The 26,038-nt window shown below is 45.6% G+C and carries 26 protein-coding genes; 18 read left to right on the top strand and 8 right to left on the bottom strand.

Annotated elements, in window-relative coordinates:
* The first annotated feature begins 11 nt into the window (after positions 1-11).
* From rfaF to GZ59_RS00810, 9 genes are all read left to right on the top strand, one after another.
* Entirely contained in the window at positions 12-1,079 is a 1,068-nt protein-coding gene (rfaF, locus tag GZ59_RS00850; protein WP_039289449.1) for an ADP-heptose--LPS heptosyltransferase RfaF, read from the top strand.
* Positions 1,076-2,059 (top strand): lipopolysaccharide heptosyltransferase RfaC, encoded by a 984-nt coding sequence (rfaC, locus tag GZ59_RS00845; protein WP_039289447.1) that lies wholly within the window; start codon positions 1,076-1,078, stop codon positions 2,057-2,059. Before rfaF ends, rfaC begins: the two co-directional genes overlap by 4 nt.
* A 26-nt stretch (positions 2,060-2,085) precedes the next feature.
* On the top strand, positions 2,086-3,339 hold the full coding sequence (locus GZ59_RS00840; protein ID WP_231848494.1) for an O-antigen ligase family protein: 1,254 nt from the start codon (positions 2,086-2,088) through the stop codon (positions 3,337-3,339).
* Between the two features lie 511 nt (positions 3,340-3,850).
* Positions 3,851-5,077 (top strand): O-antigen ligase family protein, encoded by a 1,227-nt coding sequence (locus tag GZ59_RS00835; RefSeq protein WP_039289445.1) that lies wholly within the window; start codon positions 3,851-3,853, stop codon positions 5,075-5,077.
* Positions 5,074-6,144, top strand: a complete 1,071-nt coding sequence (gene rfaQ, locus GZ59_RS00830) for a lipopolysaccharide core heptosyltransferase RfaQ (protein ID WP_011091800.1) — start codon at positions 5,074-5,076, stop codon at positions 6,142-6,144. The genes GZ59_RS00835 and rfaQ overlap by 4 nt, the downstream gene beginning before the upstream one ends.
* Positions 6,141-7,259 (top strand): glycosyltransferase family 4 protein, encoded by a 1,119-nt coding sequence (locus GZ59_RS00825; protein ID WP_011091799.1) that lies wholly within the window; start codon positions 6,141-6,143, stop codon positions 7,257-7,259. Before rfaQ ends, GZ59_RS00825 begins: the two co-directional genes overlap by 4 nt.
* A gap of 66 nt (positions 7,260-7,325) precedes the next feature.
* Positions 7,326-8,336: a lipopolysaccharide 3-alpha-galactosyltransferase gene (waaO, locus tag GZ59_RS00820; RefSeq protein ID WP_011091798.1), complete on the top strand. Its 1,011-nt coding sequence runs from the start codon at positions 7,326-7,328 to the stop codon at positions 8,334-8,336.
* A gap of 52 nt (positions 8,337-8,388) precedes the next feature.
* A complete protein-coding gene (locus tag GZ59_RS00815; RefSeq protein ID WP_011091797.1) occupies positions 8,389-9,405 on the top strand; it encodes a glycosyltransferase family 8 protein in 1,017 nt (338 codons plus the stop codon).
* Between the two features lie 148 nt (positions 9,406-9,553).
* The gene (locus GZ59_RS00810) at positions 9,554-10,336 is read left to right on the top strand and encodes a hypothetical protein (protein ID WP_011091796.1); all 783 of its coding nucleotides are present in this window, start codon (positions 9,554-9,556) and stop codon (positions 10,334-10,336) included.
* 375 nt (positions 10,337-10,711) lie between these two features.
* Here the strand turns inward: GZ59_RS00810 and GZ59_RS00805 are convergent, their stop codons facing one another.
* On the bottom strand, positions 10,712-11,458 hold the full coding sequence (locus tag GZ59_RS00805) for a glycosyltransferase family 25 protein (RefSeq protein WP_011091794.1): 747 nt from the start codon (positions 11,456-11,458) through the stop codon (positions 10,712-10,714).
* Between the two features lie 86 nt (positions 11,459-11,544).
* Between GZ59_RS00805 and GZ59_RS00800 the strand changes: the two genes are divergently transcribed.
* The 4 genes from GZ59_RS00800 to coaD all read left to right on the top strand — a co-directional run bounded on the left by GZ59_RS00800 (position 11,545) and on the right by coaD (position 15,244).
* Positions 11,545-12,312, top strand: coding sequence for a glycosyltransferase family 2 protein (locus GZ59_RS00800; RefSeq protein WP_011091793.1), 768 nt, complete (start codon positions 11,545-11,547; stop codon positions 12,310-12,312).
* Positions 12,313-12,362: 50 nt separating this feature from the next.
* On the top strand, positions 12,363-13,223 hold the full coding sequence (locus tag GZ59_RS00795; protein WP_039289441.1) for a glycosyltransferase family 32 protein: 861 nt from the start codon (positions 12,363-12,365) through the stop codon (positions 13,221-13,223).
* Positions 13,224-13,450: 227 nt separating this feature from the next.
* Positions 13,451-14,728: a lipid IV(A) 3-deoxy-D-manno-octulosonic acid transferase gene (waaA, locus tag GZ59_RS00790; RefSeq protein WP_011091791.1), complete on the top strand. Its 1,278-nt coding sequence runs from the start codon at positions 13,451-13,453 to the stop codon at positions 14,726-14,728.
* 36 nt (positions 14,729-14,764) lie between these two features.
* Positions 14,765-15,244, top strand: coding sequence for a pantetheine-phosphate adenylyltransferase (gene coaD, locus GZ59_RS00785; protein ID WP_011091790.1), 480 nt, complete (start codon positions 14,765-14,767; stop codon positions 15,242-15,244).
* Positions 15,245-15,252: 8 nt separating this feature from the next.
* On the opposite strand, the gene GZ59_RS00780 is transcribed toward coaD, so the two are convergent.
* The 5 genes from GZ59_RS00780 to radC form a co-directional block, all read right to left on the bottom strand.
* Complete coding sequence (locus tag GZ59_RS00780) at positions 15,253-16,227, bottom strand: glycosyltransferase family 9 protein (RefSeq protein ID WP_011091789.1); 975 nt, start codon at positions 16,225-16,227, stop codon at positions 15,253-15,255.
* Positions 16,228-16,293: 66 nt separating this feature from the next.
* On the bottom strand, positions 16,294-17,103 hold the full coding sequence (mutM, locus tag GZ59_RS00775; protein WP_011091788.1) for a bifunctional DNA-formamidopyrimidine glycosylase/DNA-(apurinic or apyrimidinic site) lyase: 810 nt from the start codon (positions 17,101-17,103) through the stop codon (positions 16,294-16,296).
* 219 nt (positions 17,104-17,322) lie between these two features.
* Entirely contained in the window at positions 17,323-17,490 is a 168-nt protein-coding gene (rpmG, locus tag GZ59_RS00770) for a 50S ribosomal protein L33 (RefSeq protein ID WP_002208990.1), read from the bottom strand.
* A gap of 11 nt (positions 17,491-17,501) precedes the next feature.
* Positions 17,502-17,738, bottom strand: a complete 237-nt coding sequence (gene rpmB / locus GZ59_RS00765; RefSeq protein ID WP_011091787.1) for a 50S ribosomal protein L28 — start codon at positions 17,736-17,738, stop codon at positions 17,502-17,504.
* Between the two features lie 237 nt (positions 17,739-17,975).
* Positions 17,976-18,641: a RadC family protein gene (radC, locus tag GZ59_RS00760; protein WP_011091786.1), complete on the bottom strand. Its 666-nt coding sequence runs from the start codon at positions 18,639-18,641 to the stop codon at positions 17,976-17,978.
* Between the two features lie 153 nt (positions 18,642-18,794).
* On the opposite strand from radC, the gene coaBC reads away from it, so the two are divergent.
* The 3 genes from coaBC to slmA all read left to right on the top strand — a co-directional run bounded on the left by coaBC (position 18,795) and on the right by slmA (position 21,234).
* The gene (gene coaBC, locus GZ59_RS00755) at positions 18,795-20,072 is read left to right on the top strand and encodes a bifunctional phosphopantothenoylcysteine decarboxylase/phosphopantothenate--cysteine ligase CoaBC (protein WP_373365836.1); all 1,278 of its coding nucleotides are present in this window, start codon (positions 18,795-18,797) and stop codon (positions 20,070-20,072) included.
* Complete coding sequence (gene dut, locus GZ59_RS00750) at positions 20,050-20,508, top strand: dUTP diphosphatase (RefSeq protein WP_010285710.1); 459 nt, start codon at positions 20,050-20,052, stop codon at positions 20,506-20,508. Before coaBC ends, dut begins: the two co-directional genes overlap by 23 nt.
* Before the next feature lie 129 nt (positions 20,509-20,637).
* Positions 20,638-21,234, top strand: coding sequence for a nucleoid occlusion factor SlmA (slmA, locus tag GZ59_RS00745; protein WP_039289438.1), 597 nt, complete (start codon positions 20,638-20,640; stop codon positions 21,232-21,234).
* A 61-nt stretch (positions 21,235-21,295) separates the two neighbouring features.
* Here slmA and pyrE read toward each other — a convergent pair whose 3' ends face one another.
* Together pyrE and rph are read right to left on the bottom strand one after the other, a co-directional pair.
* Positions 21,296-21,937, bottom strand: coding sequence for an orotate phosphoribosyltransferase (gene pyrE, locus GZ59_RS00740; protein WP_039289436.1), 642 nt, complete (start codon positions 21,935-21,937; stop codon positions 21,296-21,298).
* A gap of 216 nt (positions 21,938-22,153) precedes the next feature.
* The gene (rph, locus tag GZ59_RS00735; protein WP_039289434.1) at positions 22,154-22,870 is read right to left on the bottom strand and encodes a ribonuclease PH; all 717 of its coding nucleotides are present in this window, start codon (positions 22,868-22,870) and stop codon (positions 22,154-22,156) included.
* A gap of 245 nt (positions 22,871-23,115) precedes the next feature.
* Between rph and ycjG the strand changes: the two genes are divergently transcribed.
* Both ycjG and GZ59_RS00725 read left to right on the top strand, forming a co-directional pair.
* On the top strand, positions 23,116-24,081 hold the full coding sequence (gene ycjG, locus GZ59_RS00730) for an L-Ala-D/L-Glu epimerase (RefSeq protein ID WP_181023459.1): 966 nt from the start codon (positions 23,116-23,118) through the stop codon (positions 24,079-24,081).
* A gap of 44 nt (positions 24,082-24,125) precedes the next feature.
* Positions 24,126-25,997, top strand: a complete 1,872-nt coding sequence (locus tag GZ59_RS00725) for an ABC transporter ATP-binding protein (protein WP_039289430.1) — start codon at positions 24,126-24,128, stop codon at positions 25,995-25,997.
* Positions 25,998-26,038: the final 41 nt, after the last annotated feature.

Here is a 26,038-nt window from a genome sequence, read left to right as displayed (position 1 = left end):
TTATAAGCGGTATGAAAATTTTGGTCATCGGCCCTTCCTGGGTCGGCGATATGATGATGTCGCACAGCCTTTATCGCACATTGAAGGCTGAACACCCGGAAGCGGTCATTGACGTGATGGCGCCAGCCTGGTGCCGTCCGCTGCTGGCACGAATGCCGGAAGTCAATCAGGCGTTAGCCATGCCGCTAGGCCACGGCGCACTTGAGCTGGGCGAACGCCGTCGTCTTGGCGTATCCCTGCGCGATGCAGGCTATGACCGAGCATACGTGCTGCCCAACTCCTTCAAATCTGCGCTGGTGCCATTCTTTGCCAACATTCCGCAACGCACAGGCTGGCGCGGCGAGATGCGTTACGGGCTGTTGAACGACCTACGCGTGCTGGATAAAGCCGCATTTCCACTGATGGTTCAGCGCTACGCAGCATTAGCCTATGACCGTAGCCGTATCCATCGTGCTGAGGACTTGCCGCAGCCGTTACTTTGGCCACAGTTACAGGTTAATCAGGCCGAAATTGCGGACATAACGCAGGCCTTTGACCTCAGCGATAAACGCCCCATCATCGGTTTTTGCCCCGGAGCCGAATTCGGCCCTGCCAAACGCTGGCCGCATTATCACTACGCTGCGTTGGCGCAATCACTGATTGAGCGCGGCTACCAGATTGCGCTGTTCGGTTCGGCCAATGATAGTTCAGCCTGTGACGATATCCTTCAGGGGTTGACGGAGGATGCCCGACAGCACTGCGCCAATCTGGCGGGGAAAACCTCGCTGGAACAGGCTGTTGTCTTGATTGCGGCCTGCCATGCCGTTGTCAGCAATGACTCTGGGCTCATGCACGTCGCCGCGGCGCTTCATCGCCCGCTTGTCGCGCTTTATGGCCCGAGTAGCCCCGATTTTACCCCGCCGTTGTCCCACCAGGCTGAAGTGATTCGCCTGATTACCGGTTATCACCGGGTGCGTAAAGGGGATGCCGAGCAAGGTTATCACCAGAGCTTGATCGATATTCAGCCCGAACGCGTGCTCAGCGCGCTGGATAAGCATCTCATTCTGGGAGTAAATCGGGCGCCGGGAGCAGACGCATGAGAGTGCTGATCGTGAAAACATCGTCGATGGGCGATGTGCTACATACGTTGCCCGCTTTAACCGACGCGATGCAGGCTATTCCCGGTATCCAGTTCGACTGGGCGGTTGAAGAAGGTTTCGCACAAATTCCAAGCTGGCACCCCGCAGTTTCCCGCGTCATTCCAGTGGCAATACGCCGCTGGCGGAAAAACTGGTTTAGTGCCCCGATACGTCAGGAACGTGCAGAATTCAAGCACCAACTACATCAATACCACTACGATGCAGTTATCGATGCACAGGGGCTGATTAAAAGTGCGCTGCTGGTTACGCGACTCGCTAACGGAAAGAAACATGGATTGGATTGCAAGAGCGCGCGTGAGCCGCTGGCAAGCTGGTTTTATAACTATCGCCACCCGATAAGCCGTCGACAGCATGCGGTAGAGCGCATAAGGGAGCTGTTTGCCGCTAGTTTGGGCTATAAAAAACCCACCGAACGCGGCGATTATGCGATTGCCCAACGTTTCCTCTCCCAGCCGCTCGCAGATGCCAACCGCTATCTGGTGTTTCTCCATGCCACCACGCGTGATGAAAAACACTGGCCGGAGGCGCACTGGCGTGAACTGATTGCGCTATTGGCATCGAGTGGACTGCACATCAAACTCCCTTGGGGAGCAGAACACGAGCACCAACGTGCATTACGGCTGGCGGAAGGGTTCCCACACGTTGACGTCTTACCGCGCCTCACGCTGCAACAGGTTGCCGAGGTACTCGCAGGGGCCAGCGCTATCGTCTCCGTCGATACTGGACTTAGCCACCTGACAGCCGCGCTGGATCGTCCGAATATCACCTTATACGGGCCAACCGACCCAGGGCTGATTGGCGGCTATGGAATGAACCAAGTGGTGGAAATGTCTGAAAGCCAGCAAATGGAGACAATTCCCGCTAGCCTCATCCATCAGAAATTAGAGATGCTGATAGAATTACCTGCATCAAGGGAGTGATATCACTCCCGACAGTGAACAAATACATGCTCAATGAATTAAGGTACGAATTGGGAAAAACGCCCAGTATAAGTTCGGCTGTCGCACTTACAGCGATCTTCCCCGGCTGTTTACTCACATTAGCCATTATGCCGTTTAGTAGCGTCCTTGCTGGGTGGTTTTTTTATCTCACGGGTTCGCTATCTGTTTTCTATGTGGTAACACACTTAAGAACAGTAATAGCCGCTAAGCGGTTGTTATTGATCCCGCTTTGCCTGCTAGCTATCGGCTTAACCAATCTCATTTGGTATCACCAATATTATCAACCTGATAGCCTTTTTTCTTATGTATATAACGCCTATAAAACATCTGCACATGCTGGTATTTTGGGCGCCTTTATCTTGCTGACAGCCCTACACATCACGCAACAAAAGCAAAAGCTGTCGCTCTTCTACACCATCGCAATCTGTGTGTTAACACTGGGCTATGCGTTTTATCAGTCACTCTTCAGTGGAATGCATCGTATTGGGTTGGTATTTGGCACAGCAACCAGCGCGGCCTATTTTCTTACTTTTATTGGCGCGTTAAGCGCACAGGCACTGCTTAAGCTAGATTCAGCTTATAAATATTATCTCTATCTGGGGCATTTTCTGTTAGTCACTATCGCTATTTTCCTGACAGAAACCCGGGCGGCCATATTCGTCTATCCTATTGTTGGCGCGACTATTTTATTGTCAGAAGTCAGGCACAATAAGCGCTTGTTCATCAAAGCATTAATCGGTTCATCGGCCACTATTCTCCTGTGTTTATTCCTTTTCCAAGAGACGATTCATCAGCGCGCCAACGATCTGATCAATGACGTACACAGCTACAGCATGAATAACAGCAGGACATCGGTTGGTGCACGCATCGCGATGTACCAATCCGGCACCGAAGCAGGAGAAGAAGCATTACTCGGACAATCTGCTGAACAGCGGTCAGAACGGATCATTGCACAAGCAGAACAAAAACCGAGCTTAGCTGGCGCAGTTGAATATCTGAATGTCCATCTACATAACGAAGTGATTGATGCTTTTTCTCTTAAGGGGCTACCAGGAGCGATATTGTTAATATTACTCTATGTATCCTTATTTTATTTTTCATTTTTTGTTCTGCGCAGTCACCTCTCCGCCGCGCTGCTTTTTGCGCTGATTATGTATGGACTTAGCGATGTCATTCTCTATTCACGGGACATGCTTATTGCGTGGCTGATGGCTTTTTGCCTCGGCACAACGCTGAACGTAAAATGGCTAAAAAATTAGTCCTGTTATAATTAGCGTGTGGTAGTAGCATTTACCTCTGTGAGAGGGATGTGGGTTCTAGTACCATATGGGGTTTAGCACAATATGTGTTGTAACACTATCGCGAGATAAATTTGCGCATCGCAAATCGTCGTGAGATTTCAGGTCATTTCAGTTAACTGGTAGCTGTCGAGCCAGGGGCGGTAGCATTTTTTCACACTTAAACCTGTTTTCAGGTTAGCCGTACTCAATATTCTCTACTACCCATCTTAACAATTGGTATCTTGCACTCGTCTGGACACTGGATACACTCATTTCACAACCAGAATCTGGCATTGCCACGTTGTCGATACACTTCGAGACGCATTTAGACACCCATGTATACCTGTGGCCAAAGCGACATGGAATATTGAATACTCGCGAACAATCATTTGAGAATAATGCAAGACTGCAACCTTTATAAAAATTAAATCATGTAAGACATACAAGAAATTAATTTATATTTAATTATCCCGAATCAAAAAGGTAAAAAATGAATTTACTTACCAATGAGAAAACAATAAAAGTCTTCTCTTCGTTAATTTATACAAGTTTAATAATTTCTTTAATTGCCATGATCTTTGATGTAAAATTAGCATCTAAAATATTTAATACTATTGGAATAATCTCCGCCATTCTTCTTTTTATTAATAAAAGAGAAATAAAGAAAGAAAGCATGCTAATTCCATTAAGTATACTTTTCTTATGTGTCACTAATTTAATATGGGAGCAATTATATAAAAATAGCGGAAGCGAAATAATTGGACTATATCACTCCTATCATAATGTAATGAAAATTCTATTCCTCGGTTCATCTTTAACATTGTTTGCTATGACTTTCTCATCAAAGCATCCGTTACCTAAGAATGTACTCAATATAATATATACAATTCCTTTTTTTCTTATTCTTTATTATTTATTATCCGAACCAGAGGTTAGATTTTCTATTTCTGATAAAATCGCGACAAGCTCTGCCTATATGATAAGTTTTATTGGCATTCTTACCTCACAGGTCATATTATTAAAAACAGAGAAAAGAAATTTATTTTTTTATTTTATTAATCATATTATTTTCTTTACAATTATAGTATTAAGCGGAACCCGCGCAGCTATTTTAGCCTATCCATTACTAAGTGCGATAGTATTGATACCCGCAATATTAAAAGACAAAAAGATCAACTTAAAACTAATAATATTATACATAATGGTGAATATTGTTTGTTTAGTGGCATGTCAAAAAACCATTATGTCTAGATCTGAAAATCTTATTTCTGATATAAACATGTATAATCAATCAAATAGTGAATCATCTGTTGGCGCTCGCATAGCCATGTACAGAAGTGGTTTAACCTCCTTCATACATGCCCCAATGGGACAATCAGCAGAATCAAGGCAGTTGGATATTCAGAAACAAGCAGAACAAAACCCATCCCTTTCTGGTGCCGCACTCCTTACCGGAATTCATTTACATAATGAGCTAATTGAAGCAATATCCTTAAAAGGGATTATAGGTGGCATGGCATTACTGCTTCTTTATGCATCATTATTTTATTTTTCTTCATTTATCCTAAAAGATTACGCACTTACATCCCTCACACTATCCTTAGTTATTTATGGACTAAGTGATGTTATTTTTTATGGGAAAAATGCTACCACCGTGTGGATTGTTACTTACTGCCTCAGTATTTTATTAGTAAAAAGAAATAGGGGAGTGCAATGAAAGAGGAATCTCTGCCCCCAAAAAAAATTTTGATTTTAAAATTAAGATATCATGGCGATATGCTGCTGACCACTCCGCTCATCAGCACGCTGAAAGCCAATTATCCTAACGCTAAAATCGATGTATTACTGTATCAGGATACGATGCCGATTCTCTCCGCAAATCCAGAGATACATCAGCTTTATGGGCTCAAAAGAAAGACCAGCACGCTTTTGGAAAAAATCCGTAATTTCACAGAAATCTGGCAAACGCTTAAGCAAAATAATTACGATCTGATCGTCAATCTGGCTGATCAGTGGCCGATTGCCTTATTAGTAAAATTATTGGGGTGCCGCAGTATTGCTCTCGATCGGGGCAATAACCTGAAAGGGAAGATTTGGCGTTTGTTTTTCGATACTTGTGTTCCACCGGTAGGTGCACATATTGTTGAGCAAAATCTTTATCTCCTCACCCCGCTCAAACTGCCAGCGTCAAATACATGTTTTAAATTATCACTGCATTATCGTCAGGAAGATGCTCAGAGCATAGCTAACCAACGTCCTACACTTTTAACGCAACGCTACGTCGTCATCCAACCCACAACTCGCCAATATTACAAATACTGGGACAACGACAAATTCGCTCAGGTTATTGACTATCTTAAAACAAAAAATCTGGAAGTCGTTTTGACCTGTGGTCCCTCAGAAGATGATTTAAACGTAGTGCGAGACATTCATTCACAATGCATGCATAAACCGGATATGACCTTTGCGGGTAAAACGAGTTTTCTTGAGTTGGCTGCTTTAATTGACAACGCAGTGTTATATATCGGTGTGGATTCAGCCCCGATGCATATGGCGGCTGCGTTAAATACACCGCTAGTGTGTCTATTTGGCCCAACAGACTACAAATTATGGCGTCCATGGTGTGAGCACTATAAGCAGATTTGGGCAGGTGAATATCAACAGATGCCAGCACAGCAGAATTACGATCAGACAGTCAAATATTTGTCCTGCATTCCTGCACAAGCAGTTATTCAGGCATCAGAACACATGCTAAAAGCGTCGCAGGAAGAAAACACCCTATGAAAATCGCATTCTGCGTCTATAAATACTTTCCTTTTGGCGGATTACAGCGTGATTTTCTGAGCATCGCACAAACCTGCCAAAAACAGGGTCACGACATTCGCGTTTACACCAGCGAGTGGCAAGGCGACAAGCCGGAAGGATTCGACATCGTTCTCGTTCCCATATCAGGCCTTGGCAACCACACTCGCCATCGCCATTTTTCCGACTGGATACATAACCATTTACAACAACGTCCTGTCGACCGAGTTGTCGGGTTTAGCAAAATGCCAGGACTGGACTTCTACTATGCCGCAGAAGGATGTACGGCAGAAAAAGCGGTTCAGGAAAAAGGCTTCTTTTATCGACTAACACCCCGCTACCGCGGATATGCGGCACTTGAACGAGATGTGTTCGATAAAAACAGCCACACGCGTATGCTGATGCTGACCCCGCGTCAAATTGCCCATTTCCAGAAGCATTACGGCACACAGGATGAGCGCTTCTTTATGCTGCCACCGGGTATTTCGCAGGATAGAAAGTACAGCGCACACTCTCCAGATACGCGTTCACAGTTCCGTCAGCAGCACCATCTGGATGAAAACGGATTTGTTCTATTACAAGTCGGTTCTGACTTCAAACGTAAAGGCGTTGGTCGTAGCCTGACCGCTATCGCCAGCCTGCCTCAGGAACTGCGTCAACGCGTAACGCTGTTAGTTGTCGGCCAAGACGATCCCAAACCCTTTAAACAGCAGGCTGAACAACTCGGTATTGGTAAACAAATACAATTCTTCTCAGGCCGAGATGATATTCCTGACTTCATGGCAGCAGCAGACCTGTTACTTCATCCAGCTCATCAGGAAGCCGCAGGAATCGTCTTGCTAGAAGCTATCGCAGCAGGGTTACCGATACTCGTTACCGATGCATGTGGTTATGCTTCTTATATTGAGCGCTCTCAGGCCGGACAAGTCATACCAGAACCGTTTAGCCAGACGGCACTGAACCACGAGTTACTACACGCACTCAGTCAGCCAGAAACGCTTAAACAATGGGCACAAAATGCCCGCCATTTTGCCGATACAGAAGATATTTATAGCCTGCCAGAAAAAGCAGCGCAGTTGATTATTGAATCAATATGATAAATATTTTGACCTGTTTTTTACAACACGTCATTCTCTTCGCTACTCACCCAACACGGTAAGCACATGTACTTTGACAAAGAAAAAGTCATAAAAAATGTACACTCATTCTCATATTCGAAAAAAAATGCTGAGTTAAATATAGCATTTGGTACTGATGAAAAGTTCATTTATGGCTGCGCGATAGCTATAGCATCAACCCTATTAAAAAATCAGGATCATTCCTTATCCTTTCACGTGTTTACAGACAAAATCAGTGATGGCGACAAAGCCAAGTTTCAGGAAATGGCAAAGGAATATAATACAACAATTAACATCTATATCGTTGATTGCTCTTGGTTGAAAACGTTACCAGAAACAAAACTCTGGAGCTATGCCATTTATTTCCGCTTCATTATCGCTGACTATTTTTATAAAACATTAGATAAAGTTCTCTATCTTGATGCGGATATTATATGTAATGGCTCATTGAAAGAACTAATAACATTAGACCTTAGCAACCATATTGCTGCCGTTGTTTTAGATGGCGATAGCCACTGGTGGAAAAATCGTGCACAAAAACTCCAACAGCCTGAACTCAGTAATGGCTACTTTAACTCCGGCGTTTTATTAATTGAGATCAGTAACTGGAATCAGGCAGCGATAACAGAAAATAGCATGCGTTTTTTGGTCGACCCGGATATGAAGGAAGTCATTACCCATCCAGACCAGGATGTTTTAAATATACTTTTGGCAAGACAGTTTTATCAACTGGACAATAAATATAACACTCAGTTTAGTATTAATTATGAATTAAAATATAGCCATGGTGAGTCTGCACCCACGCCGATCTCCAATGAAACTGTTTTTATTCATTACATCGGTCCAACTAAGCCCTGGCATAAATGGGCGGCTAATTACGCTTGCACAAAATATTTTTTAAAAGCTAAAGAAAATTCCCCATGGAAAAACGAGCCTTTATTAGATGCTGTGACAGCGAGTAATATGCGATATTGTGCCAAGCACCAGTTCCACAACGGTGACATTATTCGTGGAACATTGAGCATCCTTAGCTACCTGTATAAAAAAGCATTTTAAAAAATAATCCCAAAATCTACACGCTAAATTTTTCTTCTTTTAAGGTGATTTTATGGTCTTTTCATCACATATTGATGTTCTCTCGGTTTTTGAAAAAAGGCATCAATCAATCGCCGATAATAACACGTTAAATGTTGCTTATGGTATAGATAAGAACTATGCCGTTGGTTGTGGAATATCAGTAGCATCCATTCTCATAAATAACAATATCAATTTTACATTCCATATTTTTTCTGACGATTTTGATGATGAATTTATTAAAAAAATAGAGATTATTGCAGAAAAATTCAAAACTAAAATAGTCTTATATAAAATAAACTCTGAAATGTTAAAAACATTGCCTTGTACTGATATTTGGTCACATGCTATGTATTTTAGATTATTAGCTTTCTCCCATCTTTCAGATAAAATATCAAGCCTCCTCTACCTTGACGCCGATGTGATGTGCAAGGGTTCTTTAGCACAGCTTAGCACACTGGATACGGCACCACATGTTGCTGCTGTAATTCGTGATTTGCCAGAAACGCAAAAGAAATCAGCAAGTCGATTAAAGATTACTACCTTAGAGGGAGAATATTTTAATTCTGGTGTTTTATTTGTAAATTTAAAAATTTGGAATGAATTAGATTTAACACAAAAGATATTTGAAAAATTAATAAATGGTGATGAGGCCATTCAATACCCAGATCAAGATGTCATGAATATATTATTACATAATAATGTAATTTTCCTTCCTAGGGAATACAACACTATTTATTCTATAAAAAATGAATTAAATGATCCAAGCCATAAAAAATATAAAGAAGTCATTAAAGATGACACTGTTCTTATACACTATACAGGTATAACTAAACCTTGGCACAAATGGGCTAACTATCCATCAACCTCATACTTTCAACACGCCCAGAAAGAATCCCCTTGGTCGTTCAAGGATTTGAAAGATGCTGATACGTTCGTAGAAATGAAGAAAAAATACAAGCACTTGTTAAAAAAAGGAAAGTATTTATCTGGGTTAATTTGTGCTTTTAAATATCTTATAAATAAGCATTACAGAAAGAATGTAAATTAGGGATTAAAAAATACATTAACCCCACATCAACTTAAAACGACATTTACTCTATGCCTAGATCCTGTAGATATAGCTAAATTAACATCTAACTATTTTATAGCAAGAATAAAAGCATCGGGATTAAATAGATATTACATGGACAAGAATAATGACTAAAAAAGACACCTATGATGTAGATAATGTTAAAATAGTCACTCTTTATTGGGATAACATAGATATTCGATTAGTTAATAGTCAACGAAAGGTTTTTGAAAAATTCGGATATCATATTGAACAACAAAACATACACGATATGGATCATGGTGTATGGATGACAGACATTTTAGATAATACACCAGAAAATGATGTTGTTATTATCATTGATATTGATTGCATTCCTTTAAATGAAAATGCGGTAAAAAAAGCCATTGCCAGTGCACGTAATGGTCATATATACGGCTGCGCTCAATCAGCGAATCATATCGACCATAACTATATTTATGCGGCTCCTATGTTCCTTGCTCTAACAGGGAAGACATGGCGTGGGGTTGGGAGGCCAAACTTATTGGCAGATGCAGAATTTGACGTTGGTGGTAAATTAACATTAGCAGCCAAAGATTCTGGATACACAGTAGATCTTGTTTATCCTACTAATTATGCCGTTCCGAAATGGTTACTAGGTGACAGCCATGTTTATGGGTTATTTACAATATATAACAATGATTATTTACACATTTTCGAGTCAAGGAATAAACATCTTATAGAATGCTTCATCGATATAGCAAATGAAATAATATCAAAAGAAGAGTTTATTGATTATAGAAAGTATATTATTAAAGCTTCATCAGAAAGCCATAAGAAATTTTTAGAAAATTACATAGATAAAAAAAGCATTATTAGTAAAATAAAAAAAGAATTAAAAAGATTCAAAAAAAGACATTTGGCATTATAAATCACCGTGAGAGATACAGATACATTAAGTTAATAACATCGGGAACAATAAAGAAAATATTAATTAATTAAAATATTAATTATTAAAATAATAAGTTGTTAAACATACATAACCCTGCATTACTCTATTACTCTTAAATAAAATAAATCCGCCCCCCCAACCCAATAAAAATTATTGGGTTTTATGGAAAAAACCGAAACCTTACGAAAAAAAATATTTTTAATTAAATATTTAACATTCACTCCATAAGCATAAATTTGGGAAAACATATCAATTGATATGAAATAATAAAAAAACAGCATCATTATATATTAAAACCAATACCTACGATGTCTTAACACAATGTGTTTTCAATAGAAAATAAAATAATTGCTATTATTTATCTTTATTGATAAACAGCCTTCTAATATATTTATGATAATATTTTATCAGGTAATATAATGGTTGTTTTTTTATTATTTGCATTTGATGCTTTTCTTTTTCATCTAAAAGTAACGATCGCTCAGTTTCTATAGTAGAGAGTGATTTATCAACATCATATGCTCTGACTAATTCTTTATTCAACACATACACTTTTAACAGAGATATTTGATAAAACCATAACCAAGCATCAGCGACTAAAATAATCGGCGTATTAATACGTATGAGTTTTTTAGCAGCCTTATTGGATATAATATAACCATGGGCACATGAAGAATTGTATGCCTCATAGAAAAAATAATCATGAGAAACGTTTATCCTTCTATTAAGAAACCTCAATCCGGAAGGATACAATAAAAAAACATCGCCTTTATTTTTATCTTTGACGCTTAAGAATTCTTTTAAAAAAACCTTGATATCTTGAGAAAGCTCAACATCATCTTCTAAAATAAGAGCATAGTCGATGTCATCATCTAATATTCTTTTATATATTCGTTGATGACTTAATACGCAGCCTATTTCACCTTTGGATAGATAATTAAGACTAACAGGGTGGACTTTTGATTTCAATTCATTATAACTTAGCTCTCTTCCGTCCACTGCACTAATTATTTCATAATCAAGCTCTGCATTTCGGCATTCATTTTTAATTTTCTCTTTTTTATCTTTATCTTTATCCAAATTCACAACAAACACTTTCATAGTAATCACCTTGTGACAACATTAACAAATTAGCCTATATCAACAACTATGAAAAAATCAAGCGTAATCTACATCACGGGCGTGATATGAATAAAAAACTATCTATTCTAATAATTACAAAAAACGAATCCGAACTAATAGCAGAATGCCTACAATCAGTTAGTTGGGCTGATGAAATCATTGTTGTTGATTCTGGCAGCACAGATAATACGGTAGAAATAGCTCATCAGTATGGAGCAAACGTCTATCAACATGATGACTGGTCAGGGTATGGCAAGCAAAGGCAGAGAGCACAAAAGTATGCAAACGGAGGCTATATATTCTTTATTGATGCCGATGAAAGAGTTACGCCAGAGCTACGTCAATCAATTGAAAACTTGTTACTCAAACCCGATATGGACGATAAAATCGTCTACTCCTGTGCACGAAAAAACCTCTTTCTTGGTCGCTTTATGAAGCATAGCGGCTGGTATCCTGACAAGGTCATTCGACTTTATGCTAATCAACGCTATAAATATAATGATAATAGTGTCCATGAGTCTCTTGATTGTGGTGATGCTCCTGTTCTCCATTTATCTGGAGATCTAAAGCATTTAACCTGTCGCGATTTTTCAGTATTCCAAGAAAAACAGTTGCGTTATGCCTCTGCATGGGCAAAAGAACGTCATGAAAGACGTAAATCTTGTTACTATATAGAAATATTTACCCATAGCGCATTTTCATTCTTAAAAACTTGGTTATTCAGATGTGGTTTTTTAGATGGAAAACAAGGATTATTGCTCGCATTTGTTAACGCTCAATATACCTTTAATAAGTATACAGAACTATGGTCACTCAATAATAAAAATAAATAAAAAACACTTATTATTATATAAATACATTTTTCACCAAGGACGATATAGTGATGAAAATACCTAAAAAGATTCATCAGATATATACTAAAGGCATACATGATTTGCCTGAAGAAATTTTAGTATCTGTGGGTAAATTAAAAGATCTGAATCCAGGGTGGGAGTATTTTTTCTATGATGAAAAAAGCATAATTGGATATATACATAAGCATTATGGAAAAGAGATGCTGAACATCTATTTAAGCATAAACCCTAAGTATGGTGTAGCAAAAGCTGACTTATTCCGTTATCTATTGATTTACATAGAAGGCGGTGTTTATCTAGATATTAAAAGCTCATGTTCGATCCCCCTTGATCAAGTAATTAAAGACGATTGTGAGATATTGCTATGCAGCTGGGATAATAAAGAATGTGGCTGTGATAGAAATATGGGAATACACAAAGAGTTAGGTTTTTTAAAATGTGGGGAATACCAACAATGGAACATAATTTCAGCATCTGGTTCTCCTTATATAAAATCTGCAATAGATGAAGTTATTCACAGGTTAAAAACTTACAAACCCTGGATTTATGGTGTAGGAATGAAAGGCGTATTAAATACTACAGGCCCAGTTCCATTTTCCGTTGGCATTGAAAGAATCAATAAGACTGAATTTTTCCATCACGAAGAAAATTATCGTAACATAGGATTAAAATACCGAAATGTTACCGAAGAGACAATAAGAAAACTTAATAAAAATCATTACAGCAAGCTAAAGGATTCCATTGTTACTCTAGAAGGAAAAGATAAGCTATATTATAAACTATGGTTGCTATTTTTTTACCCGCTGCAACGACTAAAGAAAAACATTATTAATGAGAGTAAATTCGTCATAAGAAAAATGAAACGAATTTCCCGTAAAACGTCCCAATAGATACAAACGTCTCATAAAAAAGGGTCGTGTGAATATAGTTGCTCTTCTGGTTCGTTCAGTTGTTTGTTTATCCCATACCAGATTCAACAATTGCGGTCATGAGCGTATTTACTAGCAATTTTTTGGGGAAATCGGTAAAGGAATAAACGACATCCGTTTTACAAATAGCCTTATCCTCACGAACCCGATAAAATCCCCCCCAGCGATAACCGATAACAGTAGATCTTATGTTACAAACTCTCTACACCATCATCCTGTACCTCATCCAGCCGTTGATTTGGATTCGCCTGTGGCTTCGTGGCCGCAAGGCACCCGCCTATCGTCGACGCTGGGGTGAACGCTACGGTTTTTGTGCAGAGAAGGTCAAGCCAGACGGCATCATGCTGCATTCAGTGTCGGTGGGTGAAACATTGGCTGCCATCCCTTTGGTTAGAGCATTGCGCCATCGTTACCCTAATCTGCCGATCACGGTAACGACCATGACGCCGACCGGTTCCGAGCGCGTGCGTTCCGCTTTTGGCGACACGGTCTATCACGTTTATCTGCCTTATGATTTGCCCTGTGCTCTGAAGCGCTTTTTTGATCAAGTTCGTCCAAAAATCGTCATCATTATGGAAACCGAACTCTGGCCAAATCTGATCGCTGAACTGCATAAACGCGAAATTCCGCTGGTCATTGCGAATGCCCGGCTTTCAGAACGCTCTGCTGCGGGTTATAAAAAGATCGGGAAGCTAATGCGCCACATCTTGCAGCGAATTACGCTCGTCGCCGCGCAGAATCAGGAAGACGGGAATCGATTTATCGCTCTTGGCCTGAAGCGCTCAAGCCTGAAAGTAACCGGAAGCCTCAAATTTGATATTTCTGTTACGCCAGAGCTAGCTGCCCGAGCGATTACATTACGCCGGCAATGGGCTCCACATCGTCCAGTATGGATAGCCACCAGTACGCACGAAGGTGAAGAAGCGATCGTTCTGGCCGCTCACCGGCGGTTGCTTGCCACCTATCCGGATTTATTACTGATTCTTGTTCCTCGCCACCCAGAACGTTTCTCCACCACCCAGGCATTAGCAGAAAGTATGGGGTTCAACTACACGCTGCGCAGCAGTGGTGAACAACCTTCTGCGAACACTCAGGTAGTGATTGGAGATACCATGGGCGAGCTGATGCTGTTGTACGGCATCGCCGATTTGGCTTTTGTCGGTGGAAGTTTAGTTGAGCGAGGCGGACATAATCCGCTGGAAGCGGCAGCTCATGCTATTCCGGTATTAATGGGGCCACACACTTTCAATTTCAAAGATATCTGCAACAAACTCGATCAGGCTGATGGACTGATTACCGTGACCGATGCTGATTCACTTGGAAAAGAAGTAGGGAAACTGCTCGCTGACGAAGACTATCGTCTTTACTATGGTCGACATGCCGTGGAAGTGTTACACCAAAATCAGGGTGCACTACAGATGCTGCTAACGCTACTAGAGCCTTATTTACCTCAGCGGACACAGTGAAGCAGTTACCGAGATTGTGAATAAAGGGCTGATGTGATGACAACCAAAGCGATTTACCCCGGAACGTTCGATCCATTAACCAATGGTCATTTGGATCTGCTGACACGAGCAGCACGACTGTTCGATCATGTGGTACTAGCTATCGCTGCCAGCCCGAGCAAAAATACGCTCTTCACATTGGATGAACGTGTCGCGTTGGCAAACGATGCCACGCAGCATTTATCGAACGTCGAGGTAATTGGTTTTAGCGATCTCATGGTGCACTTCGCGCAGCAGCAAAAAGCGAATATTCTTGTGCGTGGTTTGCGAGCCGTGGCTGATTTCGAATATGAACTCCAGCTCGCAAAAATGAATCACCACCTGATGCCAACACTAGAAAGCGTTTTCCTGATGCCATCGGAAGAGTGGTCGTTTATTTCATCCTCTCTGGTCAAGGAAGTCGCGCGTCACGGCGGTGATGTAACGCACTTCTTACCCGATGCCATCGTTCGTGCCTTACTGGAAAAGCTGCACTAATAATACGTTCACGCAATAAGAGAAATAACCGCGTCTTTAACATCAGTCACGCTGATGCTGTCAATACATCTATCCGAATGCAACAGTACGTGATTGACACCAATCGGATACCAACGTAAATATTTCTCTGGTCTTGCTTCAAATAGACCGACAACAGGTATCTGTAGCGCTGCACCAAGGTGAACAGGCGCACTATCAGCCGAAACGACCAAGTCTAATTGACTCATCGCAGCGATAAGGTCAGGCACGGTTTCAGTATCGACACACTGAACAGTAATACCATTAAGTGCATCTTGCCCTGGGTTCTCACCAGGATTAGAGAAAATAATAATATTGAAATCGTCGCCAAGTGATTTAGCGAGCGAATACCAATTTTCCCACGGCCAGCGACGCTCATGCGCCTTATTTGATATAAAAAGTCCTATATTTGCTTTACCGTTGCTTTCTAATTTTTCTGACCATTGCTTTTTTAGTTCTGGATTAGGGTAAACATAAAGCCGTAAATCGTCAGTGCTCGTCACACCAAGCTCTGGCACTAAGTCATACCCAGCTAATACTTCATGCTTTATTGGCCGATTAGTAACATTTTCGATATTGCGATCGTCAAACTCTGTCTCAGCCGTGTGCCAACGCTTATCAGGGATATTCATCCATCGGGCAAACTGGATCGCATTCTTATTCATTCCACCATTAGGAATAATCAGAAAATCGAAATTCAAACGCCTTAAGCGCATAATCAAAAGAAATTTATCAATTAATGAGCCAATTAAACCACTGCGGTTATTTCTTTCTCGACTCTTGCTGTAAACATAACGATGCACTTTTTCCACATCAGGGTTATCTTCAAGCGCATATGAATTATACTTGTTCGCTAACACATGAATTTCAGCAGCAGGCCATTTTCTTTTCAGAGAGTGAATCAACGCCGTGGTACATACCATGTCACCCAGAAAATCTATTCTTATCAACAAAATGCGCTGCATACTTCTTTTCCCTTAATAAGCATTATCGTCATTGTTATTTATCTGAGCTTTTATCCGTAACGCCAATTACACCTGACAACGGCGGCAAAAAAACGTGCTGCGCTGCCCGTGTTTCGCAGTTTCTATCGGCGTGCCACATGTCCGACAAGGTTCACCGTTACGGCCATAGACCCGCAGCTCCTGTGCGAAATAACCGGGTTTACCATCTGATTGCAAAAAGTCACGCAGCGTCGTGCCACCCTGCTCAATCGAAAGTTGTAACACCTGTTTAATCACGCGAACCAATACGTCTGCATCGTTTTCATTTAACGATCCGGCAGCTCTGTCAGGATGGATACCCGCAGCAAACAGCGATTCGCTCGCGTAAATATTACCTACGCCAACTACCACTTTGTTATCCATAATCCACTGCTTGATTGCTGTTTTTTTACCGCGTGAAGCCTGATAGAGATAATCTGCGAAGAATTCCGCCTCTAACGGTTCCGGCCCCAAATGCGCCAACACCGAGCTGGTTTCAAGACTATCCGTCCACAGCCAGGCACCAAAACGCCGAGGGTCGGTGTAACGCAGCACCTTGCCGCTGTCCATCACTAAATCAACATGATCGTGCTTTTCCGGCTCGCTATATTCCGGCAGTATCCGCAAGCTGCCAGACATGCCGAGATGCACGATAATCCAGCCATGCGTGAGTTCAATTAACAGATACTTTGCCCGCCGACGCACGCTTAGCACTGGCTCATCGCTCAGTGAAAGAATCTCAGCCGATACCGGCCAGCGCAGACGCGCGTTCCTCACTTCCGCATAAAGGATGGTATGGCCAACAAGATACGGCGAAATACCCCGACGACTGGTTTCAACCTCAGGTAATTCAGGCATGCGTGTCTCCTGATAAAGGTGGCTACATTAGCATAAACAAAAGGATACCATCAGTGACGACCCTCAAGACAGGGGATGCGGCGGGAAACAACGCTATCGCTGACATATTTTACCCACAGCGATTAAAACAAATCAGTTAAGACAAATCGACACGTGCCTGACTGGCAATTGCCAAAAAAAAACCCAGCCTTAGCCGGGTTTTTTATAAAGGAGCAAAAATTACTTAATTTTAGCTTCTTTGTAGAGAACGTGCTGACGGACAACTGGATCGAATTTCTTCAGTTCCAATTTTTCCGGTTTAGTACGTTTGTTCTTCGTAGTGGTATAGAAGTGACCAGTACCAGCAGAAGAAACAAGCTTGATCTTCTCGCGAACACCCTTAGCCATGATTCAGTTCCTTAATACTTTTCACCACGGGTACGTAGATCGGCCAAAACCGTCTCAATACCCTTCTTGTCAATAACACGCATACCTTTAGCAGATACACGCAGTGTCACAAAGCGCTTCTCGCCTTCAACCCAAAAACGGTGTGAATGCAGGTTCGGCAGAAAACGGCGTTTGGTCGCATTCAGTGCGTGGGAACGGTTGTTCCCGGCCACCGGACGCTTGCCAGTAACTTGGCAGACTCGGGACATGTCTATTCTCCAAAAATCAAATCAGCTCGAGCTTCGTATAGGGTTTGGCCGCCTCGTCAGGCTTTAGAGCCCATCTCAGCAACTTCACTGAAAAGACTCTGTCATCAGGATAAACCTGCTGAGATAGGCTCTTAACGCCACACCCAAGATTCTCAAAGGTGGCGTAGTATACGCTCTGAAGCGTAAGTGCTCAAGTCCCGAACAGCTAAAGATCCCATTGGATCGCGGAAATATCTGTCAAATCCAGCCGCGCTCGGCAAAAGAAACGAATTCACCATGCCCAATCACTAAATGATCGAGCACGCGGATCTCCAGTAATAGGCACGCTTTGACAATCTGTTCGGTTATCGCACGGTCAGCCTGACTCGGCTCCGCTTTTCCCGACGGGTGATTATGCGCCAAAATCAGCGCAGCGGCATTCGCCTTTAGCGCTTCACGCACAATTTCACGCGGGTGTACTTCTACGCTGTTAATCGTACCAACAAACATCTCCTGATGGCGAATAACGTGATGCTGATTATCCAAAAACAGGACTAAAAAAACCTCGCGCTCACGTCGCGACAGTAGCAACTGCAAATATTGACCAGTCGCTTCTGGGTTTAGCATCGCATCCTCTTTCGCCAGGCGGGAGAAAAACAACCGCCGCGACAGCTCTGCGATCGCCTTGATTTGCGTATATTTTGATATTCCCACCCCTCTGGCGTTATGGAACGCGGACTGCTCGGCCGTCATCAGTTGATATAACGACCCAAACTGCGCCAACAAATTCTCTGCCAACTGCATCACATGCACACCGGGCAACCCTGTGCGTAAAAAAATCGCCAACAGTTCGGCATCCGTCAGTGATTCCGCGCCTAAACGCACCAGTTTTTCACGCGGTGCCAATCCCTTTTCCCAACCCATCAGCCTCTCCCTGTACCACTCGACGGCATCATGTCACGCCCGAAAAAATAGGACGATATCGGTGATAAAAGGCTGCGAAGCGCCTCGCAATCTTCTCAAGGAAACCACAGCAACGACCTTAAGATTCCTATCTGCCCTCAAGGTTATGGTAAAATGACGACTCTTCTGACTTTCAATCGGACCATGATGATGACGGAATTTTCCAGCCTGAATGCACTCTCCGGCAAACGAATCGTGCTGGGTATCAGCGGCGGTATCGCGGCGTACAAGTGCCCGGAACTGGTGCGGCGCCTGCGCGATGGCGGAGCCGACGTACGGGTTGTCATGACATCTGCCGCTAAAGCTTTCATCACTCCACTGACGCTACAAGCCGTCTCTGGCTACCCGGTCTCGGACGATCTGCTTGACCCAGCAGCAGAAGCCTCAATGGGTCACATTGAGTTAGGGAAATGGGCTGATTTAGTCATTCTTGCCCCGGCTACCGCCGATCTGATCGCTCGAGTCGCCGCGGGCATGGCGAACGACCTGCTGAGCACTATTTGTCTGGCAACATCCGCCCCTATCGCCGTTGTCCCTGCGATGAATCAGCAGATGTATCGCGCAGAGCCCACGCAGGACAATCTGCGCACGCTGGCAGCTCGAGGTTTACCTATTTGGGGGCCGGATAGCGGCAGTCAGGCGTGTGGCGATGTTGGACCAGGCCGTATGATCGACCCAATGGACATTGTCGGGCTAGCGCAGCGTCATTTTTCTGCCATCAACGATCTGCAACATCTGAACATTCTGGTCACCGCTGGGCCGACGAGGGAAGCGCTGGACCCAGTTCGCTTCATCACTAACCACAGCTCTGGGAAAATGGGCTTTGCTATCGCGCAGGCCGCTGCCGCTCGTGGTGCTAACGTCACACTGGTAAGCGGCCCAGTCTCGCTTGATACACCGCAGGGCGTCACGCGTATTGATGTCGGCAGCGCGCTGGAGATGGAGCTCGCGGTGATGGAACACGCGGCACAGCAGCACATTGTTATCGGCTGTGCTGCGGTTGCAGACTATCGCGCCAAACACATCGCTGACGAAAAGATTAAAAAACAGAATCAGCAGGGTGATGAAATGACTCTCACTCTGGTCAAAAATCCAGATATTATCGCCGGTGTCGCAGCGATGACGAAAAATCGTCCTTATGTTGTCGGGTTTGCTGCCGAAACCCAGAATGTGGAAGAATACGCCCGGCAAAAACTGGCGCGTAAAAAGCTGGACCTGATTTGCGCGAACAACGTCTCTCTTTCCGGGCATGGTTTTAACAGTGAAACCAATGCATTACACCTTTTTTGGCAAGGTGGGAACACGCCGTTGCCGCAGTGCGACAAGCGTCTTCTTGGCCAAAAATTAATCGACGAGATTATCAGCCGTTATGATGAAAAAAATCGACGTTAAGATTGTTGACCCACGCGTTGGGCAGCAATTTCCGTTACCAACCTATGCCACACCGGGTTCTGCCGGGCTCGATCTGCGTGCCTGTCTGGATCAGGCAATTGAACTTAAAGCAGGGGAAACGACCCTGATCCCAACCGGGCTGGCAATTCACATTGCCGATACCGGACTGGCAGCGGTTATTCTGCCTCGTTCTGGGCTGGGCCATAAGCACGGCGTAGTGCTGGGGAATCTGGTTGGGCTGATTGATTCGGACTACCAGGGGCAACTGATGGTTTCCGTTTGGAACCGTGGCCAACAAACGTTTACGGTTGAACCGGGCGAGCGCATCGCACAGATGGTTTTTGTGCCCGTCGTTCAGGCCGAATTCAATCTGGTCGAAGATTTCGTCGGCAGTGAACGTGGAGAAGGCGGCTTCGGCCACTCTGGCCGTAGCTAACGCGCTCCAGCCACCCCATAGTGTAAAAAATTCATATAAGCCACAGCGCCTATCTATCCAAAAGGAAATGGCGACTGTGGCGCTACCGGGTGCTTGTCAGTCAAATATTTAGCAAGGGTCTTTTCAGACATGGCAGAAAAAGAAAATACGAAAAGGAATCGCCGCGAGGAAATTTTGCAGGCGCTGGCGCAAATGCTGGAATCCAGCGACGGTAGCCAACGCATTACCACGGCAAAACTGGCTGCGAACGTCGGCGTGTCCGAAGCAGCGCTCTACCGGCATTTCCCCAGTAAAACGCGGATGTTTGATAGCCTGATTGAATTTATTGAGGATAGCCTGACCACCCGCATTAACCTGATTCTGCAAGATGAAAAAGAAACGTTTAATCGTCTTCGTCTGATTTTGCTGCTTATTTTAGGATTTGCGGAACGGAACCCGGGTCTGACTCGGATAATGACCGGTCACGCGCTGATGTTTGAACAGGATCGCTTGCAGGGGCGTATTAACCAGCTGTTTGAGCGTATTGAATCACAGCTGCGTCAGGTATTGCGCGAACATAAGCTACGCGACGGAAAAGGTTTCCAGCATGATGAAACGCTGCTGGCCAGTCAGCTGTTAGCGTTTTGCGAAGGGATGCTGTCGCGCTTCGTTCGCTCTGAATTCCGCTATCGTCCGACGCAAGAATTCGATACCCGCTGGCCGCTGTTGGCCGCACAGTTGAACTAAACGCCGCTTATTACCAACAAAGGTTCCCGCCAAACATGTCTGGCGGGAACCTATTCACAAATTAAATCCCGTACTGTTCACGATAGGCTTTCACCGCATCAAGATGCGCCGCCATCTCTGGTTTTTCTGCCAGATAGGCGATCAAATCCGTCAACGTAATAATCGAAATCACCTTGCACTGATAGTCGCGTTCAACTTCCTGAATCGCAGACAGATCGGCACGACCGCGTTCCTGACGATCCAGTGCAATCATCACACCCGCCAGCGTTGCACCATGGGCACCGATGATTTCCATCGATTCGCGAATCGCCGTCCCCGCCGTAATCACGTCATCTACCAGCATCACACGGCCCTGCAATGGGCTGCCGACCAAACTGCCGCCTTCGCCATGATCTTTGGCTTCTTTGCGGTTAAAGCAGTAAGGCAGGTCTCGATCGTGGTGTTCTGCCAGCGCTACCGCTGCGGTAGTGGCAATCGGAATGCCTTTGTAAGCCGGCCCGAACAGCAGATCGAACTCAACACCGGAATCAACCAAGGCTGCCGCATAAAAGCGCCCTAGTAAGGCCAGATCGCGCCCGGTATTAAACAGCCCGGCGTTAAAGAAATAGGGACTGATACGCCCTGATTTCAGGGTAAACTCGCCGAACTTCAATACCTGTTTGCTGAGTGCAAACTCAATAAACTGGCGCTGGTAGGCTTTCATTACGGCATCTCCTCGTCTTACGGGTTAATCACGTTGTTGACCATTATATATACCCTAAATAATTCGAGTTGCAGGACAAAAACGGCAAGGCGTTTTTGAACGCCGCTTGCGGCGGCCTGCTAGGGCGAGGCTCAAGATGGGCCGAGTATCGCCAACGCACATGCAGCTTGAAGTATTACGGGTATAAAAAAGCGACCATTTGGTCGCTTATCAGAATCAATCGGCTAAGGCAGCTTTCTGTGCCTGAACGATGGTATCGATTCCCCCTCGGGCTAGCGCCAGCAGGGTGAGTAATTCTTCGTGGCTGAACGGCTCGCCTTCGGCCGTCCCCTGCACTTCAATCATGCGGCCATCTTCGGTCATGACCACATTCATGTCGGTTTCAGCAGCGGAATCTTCCACGTATTCCAGATCGCACAGCGCTTCGCCCTTAACGATGCCGACAGAAACCGCCGCGACCATGCCTTTCATCGGGTTCTTTTTCAGCTTACCGTTGGCAACCATCTGATTCAGCGCATCCGCCAGAGCGACACAAGCACCGGTAATGGACGCCGTACGCGTGCCGCCGTCTGCCTGCAAGACATCGCAGTCGAGCGTAATGGTGTATTCGCCAAGCACTTTCAGGTCGATTGCCGCACGTAGGGAACGTGCAATCAGGCGCTGAATCTCCAGCGTCCGCCCGCCCTGCTTGCCTTTAGCCGCTTCACGCGCGTTACGGCTGTGCGTCGCACGTGGCAGCATGCCGTATTCGGCGGTGACCCATCCTTGCCCCTGGCCTTTCAGAAAGCGCGGAACACCCTCTTCTACCGTGGCATTGCATAACACTTTGGTGTCGCCAAACTCGACCAAAACGGAACCTTCGGCGTGTTTCGTGTAATGACGGGTGAATGTAAGGGGGCGTACTTGCTGTGCACTTCGGCCTGTTGGGCGCATGGCTCATCTCCGGTGGGTCAATGAAAACTGGCGCACATTATACGGTCTTCGCGGCGCGCTGCCTAATCTTACCCTGCGCCAGTATCGATAATTTCGCAACGCCAGCGGTTAATTATTCACCAGCCATACCTTATCCTTATGCTATAACCTCAGGTTATACCCTACTCATAAACAAGTATTCGTCAGTTATGATGCATCATGAAATAGTCCATTCATCCCTTGAGCGTGAATGAGAAAAAATCATGATGCGGCATATGCAAATTGAAACCGTCAATCTGCCACTAGCCCGTCCTATGGCGGCTGAGAACGGTACGCGTGACGCGGTTACCGTTATTCGCGTCACACTGGAAGAAAAAGGATTTATTGGACAAGGCGAGTGTACGCCAGCCGCACATTATGGCGAGTCCGCCGACAGCGTATGCCGCCAGCTCTCTGCGATCCGTGAGGCAATAGAAAACGGCCTCACCATCGAACAACTCCAACAGAATTTATCGCCAGGTGCAGCCAGAAATGCGCTGGACTGCGCACTGTGGCGGCTCAACACCACCTTGGAAAAGCAAACGCTGTGGCAGCGCGTTGGCATCCATCCCCCCACGTCTGTGGTCTGTGCGCAAACGTTGGCGCTCGACAGCGTGGAGAAAATGGCCACCGCCGCGTCCAATGCTGTTTCCCACGGCGCACTGCTGCTGAAAATCAAACTGGATCGCGAACTGATTCTGGAAAAGGTCGCCGCTATTCGCGCCGCCGCGCCCAATGCCAGATTGATTATCGATGCAAGAGCAAGCTGGAGCGGGCTGGATTTGCATAGCCTATCCACTGCGCTGCTGCCTTATCAGGTCGCGATGATTGAGCAACCGCTTCCGGTCGGTAAGGACGAGGATTTGCAGCGTTTCGCCCACCCTATTCCTATCTGTGCGGATGAAAGCTGCCGCCACAGCAGTGATATCGTCGGGTTACGCCGTCGTTACGACATGATCAACATCAAGCTGGACAAGTGCGGCGGGTTGACCGAAGCACTGGCGATGGTACGTGAGGCCCACTTTCACGGCCTGCGCATTATGGTTGGCTGCACGCTGGGCTCATCGATGGCAATGGAAGCCGCGCTGCCGGTTGCAGCGGACGCCGAGCATGTCGATCTCGATGGCCCGATCTGGCTGGCCGCCGATAGCTCACCTTATCTGACCTATAACCTCGGCCGAATCTGGCTATGACGCTCTCAACCGAAGCAACCCTACTACCCTCAACCGGAGTGACCATGACGGATATCATGCACGCGGGTGCCGCCACAGCACCCGGTAACGCCCCCCGACCTGTACTGGAAATCGACGACCTGAGCGTCAGCTTTAGCGGCCGTTCCGGTACCCATCAAGCGCTAAAAGGCATTTCTTTTACCGTTAATAAAGGGGAAGTGGTCGCCGTGGTCGGCGAAAGTGGTTCAGGTAAATCCGTGACGTCGCTTGCCGTGATGGGGCTGCTGGCGGACTCTGCCAACATCGAACGCGGCGCACTCCGTTTCACCGCACGCGACGGCAAGCAGCATGACCTGTTGAGCATGAAAGCGGAAGCGCGTCGGAAGCTGCGCGGTCGCGATCTCGCCATGATTTTCCAAGAGCCGATGACGTCACTGAATCCGGTGCTGAAAGTCGGCGATCAGCTCACGGAAGCCCTGCTTGACCACAAAATCTGTGATGCCGCCAGCGCAGACAAAAAAGCGCGTGAGTTGCTACATAAAGTGCGTATTGCTGACGTCGATCGCGTGATGAAAAGCTACCCGCACTCGCTGTCCGGCGGGATGCGCCAGCGTGTGATGATTGCTCAGGCGCTGGCCTGCGATCCACAACTGTTGATTGCCGATGAACCCACCACCGCGCTGGATGTCACCGTGCAGGCTCGCATTCTGCAAATTCTGCGTGACCTGCAACAGCAGAGCGACATGTCAGTACTGTTTATCACCCACGATATGGGCGTGGTCGCGGAAATCGCCGACCGCGTAGTGGTGATGTATCGCGGCGAGATCGTAGAGCAAGGCTCTGTTGAACAGATTTTCGCTGCACCGCAACATCCTTATACCCAGTCGCTGCTGGCCGCCGTACCGAAACTGGGCGACATGCGCGATAGCCTCTGGCCGAAGCGCTTCCCTCTGCTAGGAAAGGCTGCCGACCCAGAAGATAGTGAGCAGGTCACCGCGCGTTATGATGCCGAGCCGCTGTTAGATATTCGCGGGCTGAGCGTGTATTACCCCATGCGTAGCGGGATTTTCTCCACCATCACCCATCACGTTCATGCGGTAGAACAGATCGATTTCAACGTCTGGCCGGGCGAAACGCTGGCTATCGTTGGCGAAAGCGGCTGCGGCAAATCCACCACCGGACGCGCCCTGCTGCGTCTGGTACAGAGCGAAGCCGAGAGCATTCATTTTCAGGGCAACGAAATTTCTCAGATGAAAGAGCGTGATTTCCAGCCGCTACGTCGGGAAATGCAGATGGTGTTTCAAGACCCCTACGCTTCGCTCAATCCACGTCTGACGGTCGGCTTCACCATCGCCGAACCACTGCTGCTGCACGGGCTGGTGAAATCGCTGGAAGAGGCGACACCGCAAGTACAGGCGCTGTTAAAAAGCGTCGGTCTGCTGCCTGAGCACGCACGTCGTTATCCACACGAGTTTTCCGGCGGACAACGTCAGCGTATCGCGATTGCCCGAGCGATGGCGTTGCAGCCGCAGGTCATCATTGCTGACGAAGCCGTTTCGGCGCTCGATGTGTCGATTCAGGCACAGGTCGTCAACCTGATGATGGATCTTCAGAAGAAAACCGGTGTGTCGTGGATTTTCATCTCGCACGATATGGCGGTAGTCGAGCGCATTGCCAACCGCGTGGCGGTGATGTACCTCGGCCAGATTGTGGAAATCGGCCCGCGCCAGTCCGTGTTTAACGATCCACAGCATCCGTACACTCGCCGCCTGTTGGCCTCGGTCCCGATTGCCGATCCAACCCGTCGCGGCACACGACAGTTTGACGACAGCGAAATCCCCTCCCCCTTGCGTAAAGCAGGCGAGGTCGTCGCCAAAACGCGCTACCGAGAGGTTGCGCCGCAGCACTGGGTCGCCGACAACGAATCGGCTGCCTGAAACACAACACATTCATAAACACAACACACGTTCATTGCTGA

The organism is Pectobacterium atrosepticum (genome assembly GCF_000740965.1).
Classification (GTDB): domain Bacteria; phylum Pseudomonadota; class Gammaproteobacteria; order Enterobacterales; family Enterobacteriaceae; genus Pectobacterium; species Pectobacterium atrosepticum.
Note: the sequence above shows the minus strand (reverse complement) of the source record. Positions and strands in the feature narration are given on the sequence as shown.